This is a genomic window from Pricia mediterranea, assembly GCF_032248455.1.
Lineage (GTDB): Bacteria > Bacteroidota > Bacteroidia > Flavobacteriales > Flavobacteriaceae > Pricia > Pricia mediterranea.
In genome coordinates this window covers 3,249,460-3,267,313 of sequence record NZ_JAVTTP010000001.1, presented here as the reverse complement: position 1 = coordinate 3,267,313, position 17,854 = coordinate 3,249,460, and the positions used below count along the sequence as shown (strand labels likewise).

Sequence of the window (17,854 nt, the reverse complement as noted above, 5' to 3'; positions counted from 1 at the left end):
TACATTGGTCCATTATTAATAATGTGACAACGGCCTTGAGGGAAGACTTGGCAATAGAAATACATACAGTTAATAGAAGAACCCTAGGGTTGACTTTCAAGAATTATCCCACTGCTTTTGTGCACTTTGTTATCGCTGTCCACCAAGATGACATCGGTCCCCGGCAGCTGGTCGATCAATGACAGTCCGGCTTCCTTCCCCATAATGAATACCGCAGTGGCAAGGGCATCGCAGTCCTCGGCCCTTTTTGAGAATACCGAAACGCTGCTCACCCCGTTAGCAGGGATTCCGGTGCGGGGGTCTATGATATGGGAATATTTTACATCGTCAATAATCGCATATTGTTCATAATTTCCGGAGGTCGCGACGGAGGATTCTACGACAGGAAGCCATGAAAATATTTTATCCTTGCTCAAAGGGTTCGCTATCCCGATCAGCCATTTATCGCCATCGGGCTTGGCGCCCCAGGTAGTAAGATCGCCCGCTGCGTTAATGATTCCGCCGACGACCTGTTTTGACACTAAGAGTTCCTTGGCCTTGTCGGCGGCATAGCCTTTTCCGATGGCACCGAGAGAGATTTTCATTCCCTTTTCGCTGAGAAAAACCGTTTGGTCATCCGCGTTTAAAATAATCTTTCGATATCCGACCTTGCCAATAGATTTTTTTAGTTCTTCCTTGGTGGGTTTGTTCTTCATGCTGCCGTCGAACTTCCAGAGCTTATCAATGGAGGCAATGGATATGTCGAAAGCTCCATCGGTAAGTTCCGAAATCTGTTTGGCCCGATCGATCAGCTGAAAGACTTCTTCACTGACTTTTACCGGCCGAATACCTGCATTGCGATTGATCATTGAGGTCTCCGAATCCGGGACCCAGGATGAAATCAAGGCTTCTATTCTTCGGATTTCCGCGGTAGCCTCGTCGATATTGATCTGTCCGATATCATGGTTGCTGGCAACCACGGTGATATCAAACCGGGTGCCCATCAATTTCAAGGTTTTGCTCGAAGTGACATACTCCTTTTCCTGGGCAAAAATGCCCACGGTCACAAAGCAAAAGAGTACGTATATCAACAACCTCATTTTATGAAAGATTTCAAATGGTTCAGGTACGCTTTCGGAGTACCTCTACGATATCCGGTCTGGCCTAAAATTTTTTCATTGCCGCCCAAGAGTACTACATGCGGAAAATGCCCTTTGGGATTGTATTTTGCAGCAAGTTCCCTATTCTGTTCGGCAACCGCCAATGGCAATCGATTTGCATTTTTTTTGGGAAAATCCGCCTTATAAAGCACATAATTATTTCTGGCGTAAGATCGGAAAGCTTCTGATCTCCAGATTCTCTTATCCATTTTTATGCACGGGGCACACCAATCGGAACCCGAAAAAACCAGAAGCATGGGCTTTTGCAGGGCTTTGGCATTGGCGACCGCATCCACATAACTCGATTGCCATTGCTGGGAAAAACCGGCGAAAGTAGTCACCAACATGAAAATAAAGATAATTTTTTTCATAGCCCGGTAAATGGACTCTCTCCATGCAGGCATGGCGGGAATCAAATTACAAAAAACAAAAACTCAAATTCCAATGCAAAAAACGATACAATTACCGATAAAATTATACTCTATAGCAATTAAAACGCAGTTAAAAAAACAACTTTAATCATTCGAATACCCGAAGCACCCCGCCCGATACCTCTGTCTTAAATACTTTAAGGAACTTCGCCGGGGATGCGTCCACCTTGTTCATAGGCTTTCCACTTTGTTCAAACCGTGACCCGTGCACCCCGCAGTAAAAGATACCCCCCTCCTTATCTAAAAAGCGGACCTCCTCATAGCCCTGATGGCTGCAGACCTGACTCGCCGCCACAAAATTTCCTTCAAGGTTATTGACGACGACCACCGAATTTTTTGTGATAAAACCTCCTTTTTTGGCTAGGACTGCAGCTTCTGGAGCATCCAGGTCCAGCGCAAAATCGACCCCGGAAGGTACCGGGGCATTTCCGCCCTCCACCTCGTCCTCTTGCGAACATGCGCCTAAACAGGGAAAGGCAATGGCAAAGGCGGCTCCCGCACCTAGGCTTCTTAGAAATTGTTTTCTTTCCATACAAAAGAGGTATGGCTATTCTAACGCGTGACTTACGCTAAAAGTATAATTAAATTCAGAATAATTTCAAGCTTAAGCAATACATTGGTAATCAATTCGTTCGAAACGCATCCAACAATCCTAAAGCCTGCCCCCCTTGTACTTTTATTGTACCTTGTGCCCAACAACCAAAAAGCACAATCATGAGACGCGCTATTTTTCCGGGATCTTTTGATCCCTTGACTTTAGGACACTACGATATTATACAACGGGGGGTAACCCTCTTCGACGAACTGATCATCGCCATCGGCAGCAATGCCGAAAAAAAATACATGTTCCCCATCGAGCAACGGGCGCAATTTATAAGGTCCGCCTTTGAAGCCGAGCCGAAAATCAAGGTGGAAATCTATGAGGGGTTGACCGTCGATTTCTGCAAAAAAATAGATGCGGACTTTATTTTAAGGGGATTGCGCAACCCAGGGGACTTTGAGTTCGAAAAGGCAATCGCCCACACCAACCGCAAGCTTTCGGAAATCGAGACTGTTTTTCTTCTTACCTCATCCGGCAAGTCGTACATCAGTTCTTCCATTGTCCGCGATGTAATTCGAAATGGCGGGGATTATACCGGACTTGTACCCGATTCGGTCCGAATTCCCTAGAGCTATTACGCTGTAAGTAATAACTTATCGAAAGTTCGGAATCTTTACAGACAACAGCTATGGAAAAGCACACAACGTGTTCCGCGGCATTCACAACAAAGCTATGATCAAATCCATTAAGACGTTTTACTTTAGTCGAAAATTGTGGTTATATGTTGAAGAGCCTACCCATAAGCACCCAAAACTTCTTAATCAAGCAATTGCCGAAAGCTACTGTTTTTGTCAATGAAAGATTGGAAGTGGTCTATGCTTCCGACAAATGGATAGCGGATTTCAAATTGGAGCCATCCGATATTTTCGGGAAGTACATCGGAGATCTCTTCACCAGAACCGGCCGTGATTGGGAAAACGCCTTGCGCGATTGTCTCTCTGGCAGCGCAGATGAAACCACCGTACACCTTTCACCCGCTGCAACCCCTAACGACACTTGGTTTGAATGGACCTGTGTTCCTTGGAAGAATCAAGAGGGGCAAATCATCGGACTGATCATTGAAACAGAAGATATTACCCAACGTAAACGCGAGGAAGTCCAAAATAACAAATTAAGGACGCTCTTAAAAGCTACCTGCGAAATCGGCAAGATCGGTTGTTGGGAATATTCATTTGACAAAGATGAACTTTCCTGGTGTTGTATGACCCGTGAAATTCACGGGGTTTCCGATGATTACGTTCCTACTGTTGACAGTGCGGTACAGTTTTACAAAGATGGCCATAGTCGGAATACGATTGCCATGCTTATCCACAGAGCTACCGAATATGGGGAACGCTGGAATGAAAAGTTACAGATTGTCGATGCCCATGGCAACGAAATATGGGTGTTATCCGCTGGTATGCCCAATTTTAAGGATGGCGAACTTATCGGTTTCATGGGCACCTTTCAAAATATTGACGAGCAGGTCAAATCGGAGACAAAAACAAAGGAGAGCGAACATCTGCTGCGTACCCTTGTCGATAATCTGCCGTTGCATGTCTATATCAAGGATACCGAATCGCGTAAAATTCTGGTGAACAAAGCGGAATGCACGTATCTCGGAGCCAGCGACCCCAAAGAACTCCTAGGAAAGTCAGATTTTGAGCTATACGACCCTGAATCGGCCCAGAGATACAGAAACGACGATCTTAGGGTCATGGAAACCTCGAATCCCATATTAGCACAAGAATCCATAATTACCAAAAAAGACGGCGAGAAAACCACTTTTCTTATCTCTAAAATTCCACTTGCAGATGACGACGGCAAGGTCACCGGCCTGGTCGGTATCAGTATGGACATCTCCGAACTAAAACAAAAGGAGGAGGAATTGCGGGACCTTGTCAATGTGGTTTCATCCCAAAACAAAAAATTAATCCAGTTTGCCCATATCGTGTCCCATAACCTTAGGTCCCATACCGCTAATTTTTCGATGCTACTAGAATTTTTAGCGGAGGAAACCAATGAATCAGAGAAAACCAAAATAGTGGACATGCTTAGCAGTTCTTCTGACAGACTTATGGAAACCTTGGAAAACTTAAATGAGATCATCGTCATCAACACCAACTCCAATCTCGACAAAAAGCCCGTCTCCCTAAAAACTGAGATTAAAAAGATACAGGGGCGTTTGTCTTCATTCTTAGAAGAAAACAGGGTGGAACTAGCCGTACGCGTCTCTCACAAGGACACCATTCATGGCATTCCCGAATATATAGAAAGTATTTTGACCAATCTGATCACTAATGCGGTACGCTTTAAGCATCCCGACAGGGACCCGTTCATTAAAATCACCACGAAGAGAGAAAACGATTACATGATTCTTTCGATTACCGATAACGGCCTGGGAATCGATCTCGAAAAATATGGGAACAAAGTTTTCGGCATGTATAAAACCTTTCACGACCGTAGCGATGCAAAGGGATTGGGACTTTTCATCAGTAAAAATCAGATAGAGGCCATGAACGGCAAAATAGAGGTCGAGAGCAATCTGGGCACCGGGTCAACATTCATGTTATATTTCGATGCAAAAAATCAATAGTATCTGTATCATAGATGATGATGTAATTACCATCTATGGTATTCGCAAATTATTGGGAAGCCTGGTAACCTGCGATGACATAACCTCTTATGAAAACGGAAGGTTGGCTCTCGAAGGGATACAAAATGAAATCGCGAAAAAAGGAAAAGCGCCCGAGATCATATTTTTGGACATTAATATGCCCATCATGGACGGATGGCAATTTCTTGAGGCCTTCATTGCCATGCCCCTAAAACAGCAAGTACGTATCGAAATCCTCACGTCTTCGATTGACCCCATTGACAAGCAGAACTACGAACGCTTTAAAAAACTTACCCACCACAAGCTTACCTACAACTTCAAACCCCTTCGAAAAGCGAAGATGGAAGCGCTTCTCACTATGGCATCCGAATGAACAACTACGATGCAGGCATACGAGGTATCAAATTCCAAAAATCAAATCCCCAATTCCAAATTTCAAAAAAGAAAAAATTCGACGCAAGCATCGGGGAATTTCAACAATTGAATCCCAGAACGGGCAATCGAGCGGGATGGAAGAACAAGTAGGCAATCGAACCGCGTTCGACTTACGGCGAAAAGTAGCCTTTTACCCTTCAAAAAGAATTTTGATATTGGTATAGGAATTCTTCAGGGCTTTCCGAATTTTTTTTGGTCCTTTCCACTTGACCTTTACGATACCCTCCTTCTTTTCCGGTTTCAGTTTGCCACTATATTCCGTTCTCATCGCGTACCAATGCACTTCTTTGAGGGTGTAGGTACCGTTATTTTTGTAAATATGGTAAGTGGTCTTTAGAAAATTTTCAATGCGCAGGCCCTTCACCCCGGTTTCTTCCATCACCTCCCGAACCGCACAATCTTCTATCGATTCGCCTTTATCGAGTTTGCCCTTGGGCAAGTCCCACTTATCATTGCGATAAATGAACAGCACCTTTCCTTTGACGTTTGTGACCACCCCCCCGGCTGCTACGGTAAGGGGAATGTGTTTGGTGAATTTTTTTAGGATTTCCTCGTGATTGGGGTGGTAAATATAGGCTCCGGGAAGCTTCTTCTTTTTTAGGGCCTTTATGGCCGCTTTAACGGAATCTTCATTAAGCGGAAAATATTCTCCGTTTGCGGTGTCCGATAGTTTATTTGTCAGGATCAGCGGCAGTTCGTTCACGAAAACTTTATACATTTGTGAAATGGTATTAGATAAAGACACTGCCAAGAAAACAGCCGAGCTCTTGCTGCAAATTAATGCAATTAAGTTGAGTCCTGAAAATCCGTTTTCCTGGGCTTCCGGCTGGAAAGCCCCGATTTATTGTGATAATCGGGTGTTGCTTTCCTATCCGACCATCCGCAATTATATTCGTGAAGAAATGGCAAAGCAAGCAGAACAGCTCTACGGAAAACCCGATATTATTGCTGGCGTAGCCACAGGAGCCATCGGTATTGGGGCATTGGTCGCCGATTTTTTAGGACTACCTTTTATTTACGTACGGCCAGAGGCCAAATCGCACGGTAGGCGAAACCAGATCGAAGGCAAACTGGAGGCGAATCAGACCGTGGTGGTCATCGAAGACCTGATCAGTACGGGAAAGAGCAGTCTAAACGCCGTCGATGCCCTAGAGGCCGAAGGGGCCAATGTCAAAGGCATGTTGGCCGTATTTACTTACGGTTTTCAAGTTGCAGATCAAAATTTTAAGGACAAAGAGGTGACGCTGCATACGTTGAGCGATTATGAGTATTTGATGGAACAGGCCCTAGAAACCCGATATATCAATGAACAACAAATGAATACGCTTTTGGACTGGCGAAAACGGCCCGCCGAATGGAAACAATGAGGCACAATACCCAAAATTTCAAAAGAGGTCTTCAGAACGCCGGCCCGTTCGGGCAGTTCGTTAACCCACACTCACTAACAACCTAAAAATGCAGATAGAAACTCCCCGTAAAACAGTACCCAAAAGCGAGAAAGAGGTCTTTGATTTTTTGACCGACCTCGGCAACTTCGAAAAACTGATGCCCGAGAATATCGACAAATTCGAGCTGATCAACCAAGACCGCTTCTTGTTTTCGTTGAAGGGAATGCCGGAAATCGTACTGGAACGCAAACGACAAACGCCCCACAACCAAATCGTATTGGGAGCCGCGAGCGAAAAACTGCCCTTTACACTGACCGCGGATATTGCCAAGATCAACGAAAGTGAAAGCGAGGTCGCCCTGAGCTTCGAAGGACAGTTCAATGCGATGATGGGCATGATGATCAAAAAGCCGCTTACCAACTTTATGACCACCCTTTCCGAGAATTTGACTAAGATTTAACGGTTCTTCTCCTAATCTTGTGTCGTATCTTATGACCTTGCCGGTCATTAGGGCCTGGGAACACAAAGAACTCACTTAGACTTTTTGTTTGGAACCGATCCCGAAAGCTTTCGTGAGGCTTTTGTGCCCTAACAAAGGCTTTTTTGAGCGGTATAGCCATAGCAACGCTGCGTTAAAGAGACAAAATTAGGGTGCAAAATGTAAAAGTTTTTTGCCCACGTAGCTCGCTATGGTGTGCCTGTGGCTGGCCTTATTTCTTCTTCCTTTCGTCCTTTGATCAAAATTCGGGTCTCAGGAATACAGCAACTTGACTTCCTTCATACCAAATTCCTCCAAAGAACCATCCTCTCGGCCAATAATCAACTGACCATCCTTGTTAACTCCCTTGATTAAACCTTTAAATGCCATACCGTTTTTGTCCTCGAAAGTAAAGCACTCTCCTATTCCGAACAATACGTTTTCGTAGGCATCCCACAATTGCTCTTGTCCCTTTTCTTCGAATTCCGAGAACATACTTTGCAGTTCGTCCACAACATCCCTTAAAAGCACATCCAAATCCAAGGTTTCACCCAGCAACAGCTTTAAGGAAGACACGTTCGGCAAACCTTCAAAAATCGTTTGGTTTACGTTTAGGCCTATCCCGATTATTGAAGTGTGTATTTTGCTTCCCAAAAGACTGTTTTCAATTAGTATTCCGCAAATTTTGGAGGTGCCTGACAAAATGTCGTTGGGCCATTTAATCCGTAGCTTGGGTACGGAATACCGTTTCAGTGCGTTATATAGAGAAAGGGAAACGCAAAGGTTCAAAACGAAGCCCTTGCGGACCGGCAGGTCCAGATTCTTTCTAAACACACTAAAAGTAAGGTTTTTGCCCGCCTCCGACAGCCACTTGGTACCCATCTGCCCCCTGCCCCGCTCTTGTCGTCTTGCCGCTACCACCGTGTAATCGGCCAGGCCCTTTGACAAGAGCGACCGACGGATAAAGGCATTGGTCGAATCCGTGGCATCAAGTTTGATAATATGCATGCTCGGTCGTGTTTGAATCTATTATGCAAAACAACGGCTAAAGAACAAAAAAACAATAACTTTGCAGAAATTGAACCCGAGCGGGTCATTAAAACTATTGAATGCAGAAAAGTAACGCCGGTGCAGATGAATTGATAGCATTAATTCTGGAGGGAATCGAGGAAGTAAAAGGACACCAGGTCAAACTACTCGATCTCAGGGATATTGAAAATACCGTTTGCGACTACTTCATTATATGTAACGGTACTTCGAATACACATGTGAACGCCATCGTAAGCTCTATTCGAAAGATCGTCGGCAACACCATTGGTGACAAGCCCTGGCACGTTGAAGGGGAGGATAATGCCGAATGGATCTTAATGGACTATGTGAACGTCGTGGTCCATGTTTTCCAAAAACAGATTAGGGAATATTACGACATCGAGGGGCTTTGGGGAGATGCCAAAGTGACCGAGGTGGAACGTAGTTTGAACCAGTAAAAAAAAATAATGGCTAAGAAAGATACAAATACAACTAACCCGAAGAAACCAAAATTCAGTTCGTGGTGGATTTATGGACTGATCGCGGTACTTTTGATCGGGTTTCAATTTTTAGGAAGTGGTAATCTAAGCACCACGAAAAAAACGACCACCTCGGAAGTCCAGGAATATTTGAGAAATGGTGACATTGCCAAAATTCTCATCATTACCAATACCCGGCAGGCAAAGGTTTTTTTGACCGATGAGGCCCTCGCCAAAGATGTTCACAGCGATGTCAACGACAAACCTTTCCTACCATCGACGGGAGCCGTACCACAGTATGTTCTGGATTATGGGGACTTGCAGATATTCCAGAACGAGATTACTGAACTAAAGAAGGAGAATAACCTCGACACCATCGTAGAATTCGATACCGACAATAATTATTTTATGGATTTGTTGTTGGGTATCCTGCCCTTCGTGCTGATCATCGGAATCTGGATCTATTTGATGCGCAGGATGTCCGGCGGTGGCGGTGGCGGAGCCGGAGGACAAATTTTCAATATCGGCAAATCAAAGGCCAAACTCTTTGACGAAAAAACGGATACCCGTACGTCGTTCAAGGATGTAGCGGGACTTGAAGGGGCCAAGGAGGAAGTCGAGGAAATTGTAGAATTCCTGAAAAATCCGGACAAATACACCTCCCTCGGGGGTAAAATCCCAAAAGGAGCCTTATTGGTGGGTCCTCCGGGAACGGGTAAGACCTTGCTGGCGAAAGCAGTGGCTGGGGAGGCAAAAGTGCCTTTCTTCTCTCTCTCCGGATCTGATTTTGTAGAAATGTTCGTCGGGGTGGGAGCCTCGAGGGTCCGTGATCTTTTTAAACAGGCCAAGGACAAGGCGCCTGCGATTATCTTTATCGACGAAATCGATGCTATCGGTCGCGCCCGTGGCAAGAACAACATGACCGGTTCGAACGACGAACGTGAAAACACGTTGAACCAACTCTTGACCGAGATGGACGGGTTTGGGACGAATACCAATGTTATCGTATTGGCAGCCACCAACCGCGCCGACGTGCTGGACAAGGCATTGATGCGGGCCGGACGTTTTGATCGACAGATATACGTTGACCTACCCGACGTCAGGGAGCGCAAAGAAATCTTTGAGGTGCATCTCAGGCCCATAAAGACCGCGGAGACTTTGGATATGGAGTTCTTGGCGAGACAGACCCCCGGATTTTCCGGTGCCGACATTGCCAACGTTTGTAATGAAGCCGCACTCATCGCCGCTCGAAAGGAACGCAAAGCGGTAACTAAACAGGATTTCTTGGATGCGGTGGATCGGATTGTTGGCGGACTCGAGAAAAAGAACAAAATTATTACTCCCGGCGAGAAAGAGACCATTGCCTTTCACGAGGCCGGTCACGCTACGGTCAGTTGGATGCTGGAGCATGCGGCGCCACTCGTCAAGGTAACCATTGTACCCCGCGGTCAATCCCTAGGTGCGGCATGGTACCTGCCGGAAGAACGGCTAATCGTTCGGCCAGAACAGATGCTGGACGAAATGTGCGCTACCATGGGAGGTAGGGCCGCGGAAAAAGTTGTCTTTGATAAAATCTCGACAGGCGCCCTGAGCGATCTGGAAAAAGTGACCAAACAGGCGCGAGCCATGGTGACCATATACGGGCTCAATGAAGAAATTGGCAACTTGACCTATTACGACTCCTCGGGACAGGATTCCTACGGCTTCTCAAAACCCTACAGTGAGGACACCGCGCGTAAAATCGATGAAGAAATATCGAAAATCATTGAGGAGCAGTACAAAAGAGCTATCGACGTGCTCACTGAACACAAGGACAAACTCACTATTCTTGCCGAAAGATTGCTTGATAAGGAAGTCATATTTAAAGAAGACCTGGAGAAGATATTCGGAAAACGTTCTTTTGAGAAAGATTTTGACAAGCTGGGACAAGAAAGTGTCGATAAAAAAAAGGAAAATGATTCCGAAACGCCAAAAAGAAATGATGGGACACCATCGGCGGAGAGGGACGGGGATGCAGATGTTCTGAACGAACAAGACGACTCGGAAGCGGTGGAGAATAAAAAAGACACCAAAAGCGTAAATGGGAAAAATGCCGCGGAGACAGCCAAAGAAACTATAAGAAAAGCGGCAAAGGAAAATAAAACTTAAAATAAAACGTTGTCCTGACAAGGGCATCCCTAATTGCCCTACTACTCAGGGAACGTTAAAAATCTCGGCGAAAAACAATGAATTGTGTTATAGAATCAGGGAATGGGGCTATTTGATAAATTATTCGGTGGCGGCAGACCAAAAAAGGTTTCCAAGGAGACTGTGGAAACCCGGGGCGCCCATATGCCGGACCTCAACATCCCCGTGGATGAGAAATTCACTATTCACTTTAAGAAAAATGGAGGTAAATTTCTTTATTGTGATTCCTACTCGGAAATCAAGCAAGCCCTTCGAAATATCATCGGCGAAAACGATTGGCAAAACCATCCCTTTTTCGCCCTTGACCCCAAGTTACAGTCAAAATTCTCCGAGGAAAAAATCAGTTTCACCGATAAGAGTAAGCAAAGTGAGGTCTTCTTTACCCCTTGCGAACATTTGATTGCCCAGAACGGTTCGATTCTGGTCTGCTCTAACCAACTGATGGACAAGAAATTGAACGAACTCCCTTATAACGTTATCGTCTTTGCTACCACCAGTCAACTCGTAGAATCTATCGGAGAGGGACTCAAGACGATAAAAAAGAAATACGGACACAACATTCCCGCCAACATCACCACCTTAAAGCATTTTCAGGCAAACAATGGCAATTCCGATGACTTTTTGACCTACGGTAGTAGTTCAAAAAACATGTATCTCCTGCTTTTAGAAGACCTGTAGTAAACAAGCTCGGAACAAGCCCGTGAAACATTTGTAAAAAGACGACTTAATATGTCGCCGAAAGCCTCGGAGCATTTAAATCTCGATTATCGATCAAAATCTGCTGATGCCGAACTGAAACCAGGCAACCCTCCGTACAGGGGCGCCCATTTTATGTTTGATCGCTTCCAACGGACGAATTTGGTAGCTACAGAAAATCAAATTGGTATATTTGTACCATGAGGGAAATCTTACGGCGTTCACTTACCGGGGCGGTTTACATTATACTTTTATTGTCCGCCGTTTTTTTAAGTTCCGACGCCTTTGATTTTCTATTCATGGTATTCGGACTGGCATGTCTGAACGAATACAAAAAACTGGTAGGCTTGGGAGGGCGTTACATCTATATGGCGTACTTGGCACTGTGGTGGGCCTTTATTTATTTCGTAACCGATATTTGGTTGGTGTATGCCCTTTTGGGATGTACCCTAACCATAAACATACTCCTCTTATACTATCTTTTTTCCAAAAAGGAAAAGTTGTTCAATACCTTTCAGAAATTTGTTATCGGATTGTTCTACATCGGTGGAGGCTGTATATTTTTGACCATGATTCCTTATACGAATGACGATTTCGTGAAATTTTTGATTATCGGGATTTTCCTTCTTATCTGGGTCAGCGATTCGTTTGCCTACATTGTGGGAAGCTTGTTCGGCCGAACAAAATTATTTTCTAGGGTCTCCCCTAAAAAAACCGTCGAAGGCGCACTCGGTGGTCTCGTTTTCGCTTTGGCCACCGCATATCTATTGGCTAAATACGAGCCGATAATAAATTCTTGGCAATGGCTGATCGTAGCCACTGTCACGGTAGTGGCGGGCGGCCTTGGAGATCTTGTTGAATCGAAGCTGAAGAGGGCTGCCGGGGTGAAGGACAGTGGAGCGATTTTACCGGGCCATGGAGGTATGCTGGATCGTTTGGACAGTTTGGTTTTCGCCGCCCCGTTCGCTTATTTAACCTTAAATATCTTTGCTAATGTTTCATAGAGAGGGTCAGAAAATAATATTGTTTACTTTTTTAATCGTAGCCGGGATCATTTTGGCATCACAATTCTATGTGAACATCGCATGGCTACGATGGGGACTGCAGATCGCTGCGATAATCCTACTGATTTTAATCCTACAGTTCTTCCGTAATCCGACTAGGAAGACCATCAAAAATTTCGATGAAATCCTGGCGCCCGTCGATGGTAAGGTCGTTGTTATAGAAGAGGTCGAAGAGACCGAATTTTTTCACGAGAAACGCAGGCAGGTTTCCATTTTTATGTCACCGATCAACGTACACGTGACCCGGTACCCGGCCAGTGGAACGATACAGTATTCAAAATATCATCCCGGAAAATATTTGGTGGCATGGCATCCCAAGTCAAGTACGGAGAACGAACGTACCACGGTGGTCATTCGAACCCCTAAATTTGGTGACATCCTATATCGTCAGATTGCGGGGGCCATGGCGCGTCGTATAGTAAACTACGCCGAAGAAGGTGAAAACGTACAACAAGGCGACGATGCCGGATTTATAAAGTTTGGATCTCGTGTCGATTTACTACTACCCTTGGATTGCGCCGTTACCGTGAAACTCAACCAAAAAGTAACAGGCGCCAAAACCTGTATTGCCGCCATTGCCGTCAAAAAAGATGAAGAACAAGAAGCTACAGACTGAATTTACCAAAGCGGTGGAATATATGAATACCTACACCGACCTTTTGCCCGCAGACCTGCTTCTGAAGCTTTACGCATACTATAAAATCGCCAATAAAAATTACGACAACCCCGGGAGTAGTACCCCGTTGATCAATGCCTTTAAAGCAAATGCCCTGATACAGGCCAGAAAAATGAGCCGTGCAGATGCGATGAAGTCCTATATCAAATTAGTGAAGACCGAGGTGATGAAGTGACCGACCGGTTTGGAAAATCATCCCAAGTGCTAAACTCCACATTTCTTTCTATGCGACGGATGGCGCTCTGCATTCCGGATGACAATCAGATGAATTCGGTATTTCAAATTCCCGCGTCCAAATCCAAAATTTAGGCATAGCCCATACGCACTTTACACGTAGAGGTCTCCTACATCGGCCTGGCAGAGCTCATACATAAAGTCTCCCATTTTCTGGGTGACATCCGAAAAGAAGCGTTCTCCTTTTTCTTTGGTGGATTTATGGGGATTGCCAACCCCGGTATCCGCGCTGATCGATGACCACTGGCGCTCGGCCCAGGCCCATCCTTCGGAATAGGACTTTATTTTGTATGCTTTGGATGCTCCATCGCCCCAAGTTTCTTTCGGCAATACTAAATCGGGATGCAGATGCAACATCAGACTGGTTTCCATTTCATCGGCGTGATCGCCCTTTTCCTCAAAATACTTGCTTTTGTCCAACGCCTGCGCCCAAAAACAAAAACTGATGAACATCTTCGGATATTTTAAGCCGAGCTTCCGAACCAGGGGCTTGAAATTATTCCCGCCGTGACTATTAAAAATAAGGAGTTTATAGATTCCCTGACGGTTCAAAACTTCAATAATATCACTTAAGATGGCAAATTGTGTACTCGGATTCAGGTTGATATCCAGATAAATATCAGACTGCCCGGTGTTCACCCCGAAAGGTAGGGTCGGCAGTACTATTGCCTTTCCGCCCTGCTCCCAGGCGATTCTGGCGGATTCCGCCGCAAGGGCATCCGCTTCGTAATTGTCCGTGGCATAAGGCAGATGATAATTGTGCGCTTCCGTAGCGCCCCAGGGCAATACGGCTAAATCGAATTGAGTATCCTTTAGGGCGTTCCAATTGGTCTCGGCAAGAATGTATGGTCGTATGTTCATCAAAGTACATTTTGGCATAAGTGATATGTCCGAAGCTGGCTCGGTCGCGATGGTCAAAAAAAGAAAGACTTGCTTTGCGCGTTGGTAAATCGAGGGGTTCGGTCCCTTATTCAAAAGGTCCGACCATGATATGTGCCTTGAACGTACCCGGATCCATCAACCAGGGCATGCCCTTTTCATGGGGCTTGGCGGGTAGGCCGGTCGATTCGGTAGTGGCAAAAGGCGTATAGATGACATAGCGATACTTGCCATCGCCCAGTTCTCCCGTACTTTTATTGTAGGCTCCGTCGCTGCCCGTGTATACGTATAACATGCTGGGCTCCTCGGGCATTTTTAACTCCCCGGACTCCACTTCCGCCGCGCGTATTTTTTCCCTTTCCTCGCCTTGCTTCCCTTCAGCGTTCAGCTCACGCCCACGCTTCATAAAAGGCTCCAGCTTTTTGGAATAACAGGCAACACTGATACCCTCTTTACCTGGATCATCGGCCAGACAGACAAGGTTATTGGTTCCTTCGCGCAATACGGTCATTTCTCCGTCTTCATCATAACCATAGACCATGGCCCCGGCCTTGTCAGCCTCCGGAGCAGGAAGCGTAGCCGTTTTGATCTGGATTTCAGCGGGAAGGATTTCAGGGCTTTTACCGTCCTGACATGCCACGGGGACAAAAGCCAAAAGCGATATTAAGGATAATAATTTCTTCATGGTGTTCTGTTTTATTATTGGAATGAACTAAAGGTTCTAAGGTTTAGCTAAACTTAATCATTTTTTTTGCCATCGAGAAACCCTATAGCGAGAAGCTATCCCAAACTCCGCAAACTTTTCTCCAGGGTCTCGATTTTCGCCTCGGCATCGACCTGTTTTTTACGCTCCCGATCGATAACCTGTTTGGGGGCGTTGTTTACGAAGCGTTCATTGGCCAGCTTATTTTGAACGGATTTTAAAAAGCCTCTGGTGTACTTCAACTCCTCTTCTAACTTTTCGATCTCGACCTCAATATCGATGGCCTCGCTGACCGGTATAAAATATTCATTGCTCTTTACCCGAAATGTCAACGCCCCATCAACAGAAGCTTCTACATAGGAAATCTGGGATAGGTTCGTCAGTTTTTTAACGATCACATCCCAGTTTTTAGAGGTGTTCTCTTCATTTTTGACGAAAAGCTCCAACTCCTCCTTCATGGGAATATTCTTTTCCTTTCGGATATTCCGCACCCCGGAGACCACCTCGGCGGCGAAATTGAACCTACGTATCAATTCTGAGTCGGTACTTCCCGGTGCTATACTATCGTCCTCTTGTCCGCTTGGGATGTCCCCGTCTCGGATTGAGGGCCATTTCGCAACGACCAAGGCCTCTTCGGGGGTGCGCTCGGTGATATGTTGCCAAACTTCCTCGGTCAAAAATGGCATAAACGGATGCAGCAGTTTCAAGTTCTTCTCGAACAGTCCGATCACGGCATTGTAGGTCGTTCTATCGATGGGCTTTTGATACTCCGGCTTGATGATTTCGAGCAGCCACGAACTGTAATCGTCCCATACGAGTTTATAGATTGCCATTAGGGCATCCGAAATACGGTATTTATCGAAATGGTCCTCGATTTCGGCCAGGGTACGATCGAATTTAGCCGAATACCAGGCGATGCCCAACTTGGAGGCTTCGGGCTGGGGCAGGTCGCTTACCTCCCATCCCATGAGCAATCGAAAGCCGTTCCAGATCTTATTGGCGAAATTCTTGCCTTGTTGGCAAAGGTCTTCGTCGAACATCAGGTCGTTCCCGGCGGCCGAGCTCAATAGCAGTCCCACGCGGACCCCGTCGGCACCATAGGTTTCCATCAGCTTGAGGGCATCGGGAGAGTTGCCTAGGGATTTGGACATCTTGCGGCGCTGTTTGTCCCGGACCAATCCCGTAAAATAAACATTTTTAAAGGGACGCTCATCGCGAAACTCGTAACCCGCAACGATCATGCGTGCTACCCAGAAAAAGATGATATCGGGGCCGGTAACCAAGTCGCTGGTCGGATAGTAATAGTTGATTTCTTTGTTGTCAGGTTCCAGGATGCCGTTGAAAACGCTAATGGGCCACAGCCAGGAAGAGAACCAGGTGTCCAACACATCCTCATCTTGGCGCAGGTCGGCGAGGGTCAGGGTTTCGGCCTTCGTTTCTTTCTTCCCTAGTTTTGTTTTCGCTTTTTCCAGGGCTTCCTCAGGGGATTCGGCCACCACAAAATCATCCTGCCCGTCGCCATAGTAGTAGGCGGGAATACGCTGCCCCCACCACAGCTGGCGCGAGATGTTCCAATCACGGATGTTCTCCATCCAATGCCGGTAGGTGTTCTCGAATTTTTTAGGAAAGAACCTGATTTCCTCCGTTTCCAAGACCGCCTTCAATGCGGGCTGGGCCAACTCTTCCATTTTTAGGAACCATTGGTCGCTCAAACGCGGTTCTATGACCGCCCGGGTCCGTTCGGATGTTCCGACCTTGTTGACGTAATTTTCGGTTTTGACCAAAAAGCCCTTTTCCTCCAATTCCTTGGTGATTTCCTTACGCACCGTGAACCGGTCTTTTCCCTCGTATTGCAATCCGAACGAATTCAGGGTGGCATCCGCATTAAAGATATCGACAGTCTCCAAATCGTGTTTGTCTCCCAGCGCCTTATCGTTGATATCGTGTGCCGGGGTAATTTTTAAACACCCGGTACCGAATTCCATGTCCACATACTCGTCCTCAATAATCGGTACGACCCGACCACAGATCGGCACGATGGCCTTTTTGCCCTTCAAGTGCCGAAAACGTTCGTCATTGGGGTTGATACAGATGGCGGTATCGCCCAAGATGGTTTCCGGTCTTGTAGTCGCGATCGTCACTGTTTCGTCGGAACCCTCGATGGGATAGGACAAGTAGTACAACAGGCCCTGCTTTTCTTCATAGATGACCTCTTCGTCGGAGAGGGTCGTCTGCGCCTCGGGATCCCAGTTGACCATACGATGCCCACGGTACACCAGTCCCTTTTCAAAAAGGTCCACGAACGCTTTGATCACCGATCGGTACATCTCATCATCCATGGTAAACCGGGTGCGATGCCAGTCGCAGGAACAGCCGAGCTTTTTGAGCTGCTCTAAAATAACTCCTCCGTACTCGTCGGTCCATTCCCAGGCATGCTTTAGAAATTCCTCGCGGCTCAAATCGGATTTGTTAACGCCTTGGGACTTCAATTTGGCGACCACTTTTGCCTCGGTAGCGATGGAGGCATGGTCCATCCCCGGCACCCAACACGCATTTTTCCCCATCAACCGTGCCCGGCGTATCAACACATCTTGTAGGGTATTGTTCAGCATATGTCCCATATGGAGCACTCCGGTTACGTTCGGCGGAGGAATAACAATGGTATAAGGTTCCCGCCGATCGGGCATGGAATCGAAGAACTTATGCTCCGTCCAGTAATCGTACCAGTGATTTTCAGCCTTTTGAGCGTCGTATTTCGAGGGAATATCCATAGTTTGGAACGGTTTTTGGGTTATAAGCTTTGGCTTGATCGGATAGGGACGCGGCTATTTTACTGTTG

19 protein-coding genes are annotated in these 17,854 nt (G+C 46.2%); 11 read left to right on the top strand and 8 right to left on the bottom strand.

Annotation, left to right across the window (positions count from 1 at the left end):
• Positions 1-83: 83 nt before the first annotated feature.
• The 3 genes from RQM65_RS13415 to RQM65_RS13405 form a co-directional block, all read right to left on the bottom strand.
• Positions 84-1,079 carry an FAD:protein FMN transferase gene (locus RQM65_RS13415; RefSeq protein ID WP_314015756.1) on the bottom strand — a complete coding sequence of 332 codons (996 nt, stop codon included), beginning with the start codon at positions 1,077-1,079 and terminating at the stop codon, positions 84-86.
• Complete coding sequence (locus RQM65_RS13410; RefSeq protein ID WP_314015754.1) at positions 1,076-1,510, bottom strand: thioredoxin family protein; 435 nt, start codon at positions 1,508-1,510, stop codon at positions 1,076-1,078. The genes RQM65_RS13415 and RQM65_RS13410 overlap by 4 nt, the downstream gene beginning before the upstream one ends.
• A 148-nt stretch (positions 1,511-1,658) precedes the next feature.
• Positions 1,659-2,102 (bottom strand): QcrA and Rieske domain-containing protein, encoded by a 444-nt coding sequence (locus RQM65_RS13405; protein WP_314015752.1) that lies wholly within the window; start codon positions 2,100-2,102, stop codon positions 1,659-1,661.
• Between the two features lie 182 nt (positions 2,103-2,284).
• Here RQM65_RS13405 and coaD point away from each other — a divergent pair, with 182 nt between their 5' ends.
• The 3 genes from coaD (at position 2,285) to RQM65_RS13390 (ending at position 5,140) form a co-directional block, all read left to right on the top strand.
• Complete coding sequence (gene coaD, locus RQM65_RS13400) at positions 2,285-2,740, top strand: pantetheine-phosphate adenylyltransferase (RefSeq protein WP_314015750.1); 456 nt, start codon at positions 2,285-2,287, stop codon at positions 2,738-2,740.
• A 152-nt stretch (positions 2,741-2,892) separates the two neighbouring features.
• Positions 2,893-4,746, top strand: a complete 1,854-nt coding sequence (locus tag RQM65_RS13395; RefSeq protein ID WP_314015748.1) for a PAS domain-containing protein — start codon at positions 2,893-2,895, stop codon at positions 4,744-4,746.
• Positions 4,730-5,140, top strand: a complete 411-nt coding sequence (locus RQM65_RS13390) for a response regulator (RefSeq protein ID WP_314015746.1) — start codon at positions 4,730-4,732, stop codon at positions 5,138-5,140. Before RQM65_RS13395 ends, RQM65_RS13390 begins: the two co-directional genes overlap by 17 nt.
• Positions 5,141-5,332: 192 nt before the next feature.
• Here RQM65_RS13390 and RQM65_RS13385 read toward each other — a convergent pair whose 3' ends face one another.
• Positions 5,333-5,920, bottom strand: coding sequence for an NUDIX hydrolase (locus RQM65_RS13385; protein ID WP_314015744.1), 588 nt, complete (start codon positions 5,918-5,920; stop codon positions 5,333-5,335).
• A gap of 7 nt (positions 5,921-5,927) precedes the next feature.
• Here RQM65_RS13385 and pyrE point away from each other — a divergent pair, with 7 nt between their 5' ends.
• Positions 5,928-6,569, top strand: a complete 642-nt coding sequence (pyrE, locus tag RQM65_RS13380; RefSeq protein WP_314015742.1) for an orotate phosphoribosyltransferase — start codon at positions 5,928-5,930, stop codon at positions 6,567-6,569.
• An 88-nt stretch (positions 6,570-6,657) separates the two neighbouring features.
• On the top strand, positions 6,658-7,050 hold the full coding sequence (locus RQM65_RS13375) for an SRPBCC family protein (RefSeq protein ID WP_314015741.1): 393 nt from the start codon (positions 6,658-6,660) through the stop codon (positions 7,048-7,050).
• Between the two features lie 291 nt (positions 7,051-7,341).
• Here the strand turns inward: RQM65_RS13375 and RQM65_RS13370 are convergent, their stop codons facing one another.
• Positions 7,342-8,076 (bottom strand): biotin--[acetyl-CoA-carboxylase] ligase, encoded by a 735-nt coding sequence (locus RQM65_RS13370; RefSeq protein ID WP_314015740.1) that lies wholly within the window; start codon positions 8,074-8,076, stop codon positions 7,342-7,344.
• A 101-nt stretch (positions 8,077-8,177) separates the two neighbouring features.
• Between RQM65_RS13370 and rsfS the strand changes: the two genes are divergently transcribed.
• The 6 genes from rsfS to RQM65_RS13340 all read left to right on the top strand — a co-directional run bounded on the left by rsfS (position 8,178) and on the right by RQM65_RS13340 (position 13,374).
• Entirely contained in the window at positions 8,178-8,555 is a 378-nt protein-coding gene (rsfS, locus tag RQM65_RS13365; RefSeq protein WP_314015739.1) for a ribosome silencing factor, read from the top strand.
• A 9-nt stretch (positions 8,556-8,564) separates the two neighbouring features.
• Entirely contained in the window at positions 8,565-10,724 is a 2,160-nt protein-coding gene (gene ftsH, locus RQM65_RS13360; RefSeq protein ID WP_314015737.1) for an ATP-dependent zinc metalloprotease FtsH, read from the top strand.
• Positions 10,725-10,826: 102 nt separating this feature from the next.
• Complete coding sequence (locus RQM65_RS13355) at positions 10,827-11,441, top strand: LUD domain-containing protein (protein ID WP_314015736.1); 615 nt, start codon at positions 10,827-10,829, stop codon at positions 11,439-11,441.
• Between the two features lie 218 nt (positions 11,442-11,659).
• Positions 11,660-12,463 carry a phosphatidate cytidylyltransferase gene (locus tag RQM65_RS13350; RefSeq protein ID WP_314015735.1) on the top strand — a complete coding sequence of 268 codons (804 nt, stop codon included), beginning with the start codon at positions 11,660-11,662 and terminating at the stop codon, positions 12,461-12,463.
• A complete protein-coding gene (locus RQM65_RS13345) occupies positions 12,453-13,139 on the top strand; it encodes a phosphatidylserine decarboxylase family protein (RefSeq protein ID WP_314015733.1) in 687 nt (228 codons plus the stop codon). Before RQM65_RS13350 ends, RQM65_RS13345 begins: the two co-directional genes overlap by 11 nt.
• Positions 13,114-13,374 (top strand): acyl-CoA-binding protein, encoded by a 261-nt coding sequence (locus RQM65_RS13340; RefSeq protein ID WP_314015731.1) that lies wholly within the window; start codon positions 13,114-13,116, stop codon positions 13,372-13,374. The genes RQM65_RS13345 and RQM65_RS13340 overlap by 26 nt, the downstream gene beginning before the upstream one ends.
• Positions 13,375-13,526: 152 nt before the next feature.
• Here the strand turns inward: RQM65_RS13340 and RQM65_RS13335 are convergent, their stop codons facing one another.
• From RQM65_RS13335 to RQM65_RS13325, 3 genes are all read right to left on the bottom strand, one after another.
• A complete protein-coding gene (locus RQM65_RS13335; RefSeq protein ID WP_314015729.1) occupies positions 13,527-14,294 on the bottom strand; it encodes a creatininase family protein in 768 nt (255 codons plus the stop codon).
• 106 nt (positions 14,295-14,400) lie between these two features.
• The gene (locus RQM65_RS13330) at positions 14,401-14,997 is read right to left on the bottom strand and encodes a hypothetical protein (protein WP_314015727.1); all 597 of its coding nucleotides are present in this window, start codon (positions 14,995-14,997) and stop codon (positions 14,401-14,403) included.
• Positions 14,998-15,092: 95 nt separating this feature from the next.
• Positions 15,093-17,786, bottom strand: coding sequence for a valine--tRNA ligase (locus tag RQM65_RS13325; protein ID WP_314015725.1), 2,694 nt, complete (start codon positions 17,784-17,786; stop codon positions 15,093-15,095).
• Positions 17,787-17,854: the final 68 nt, after the last annotated feature.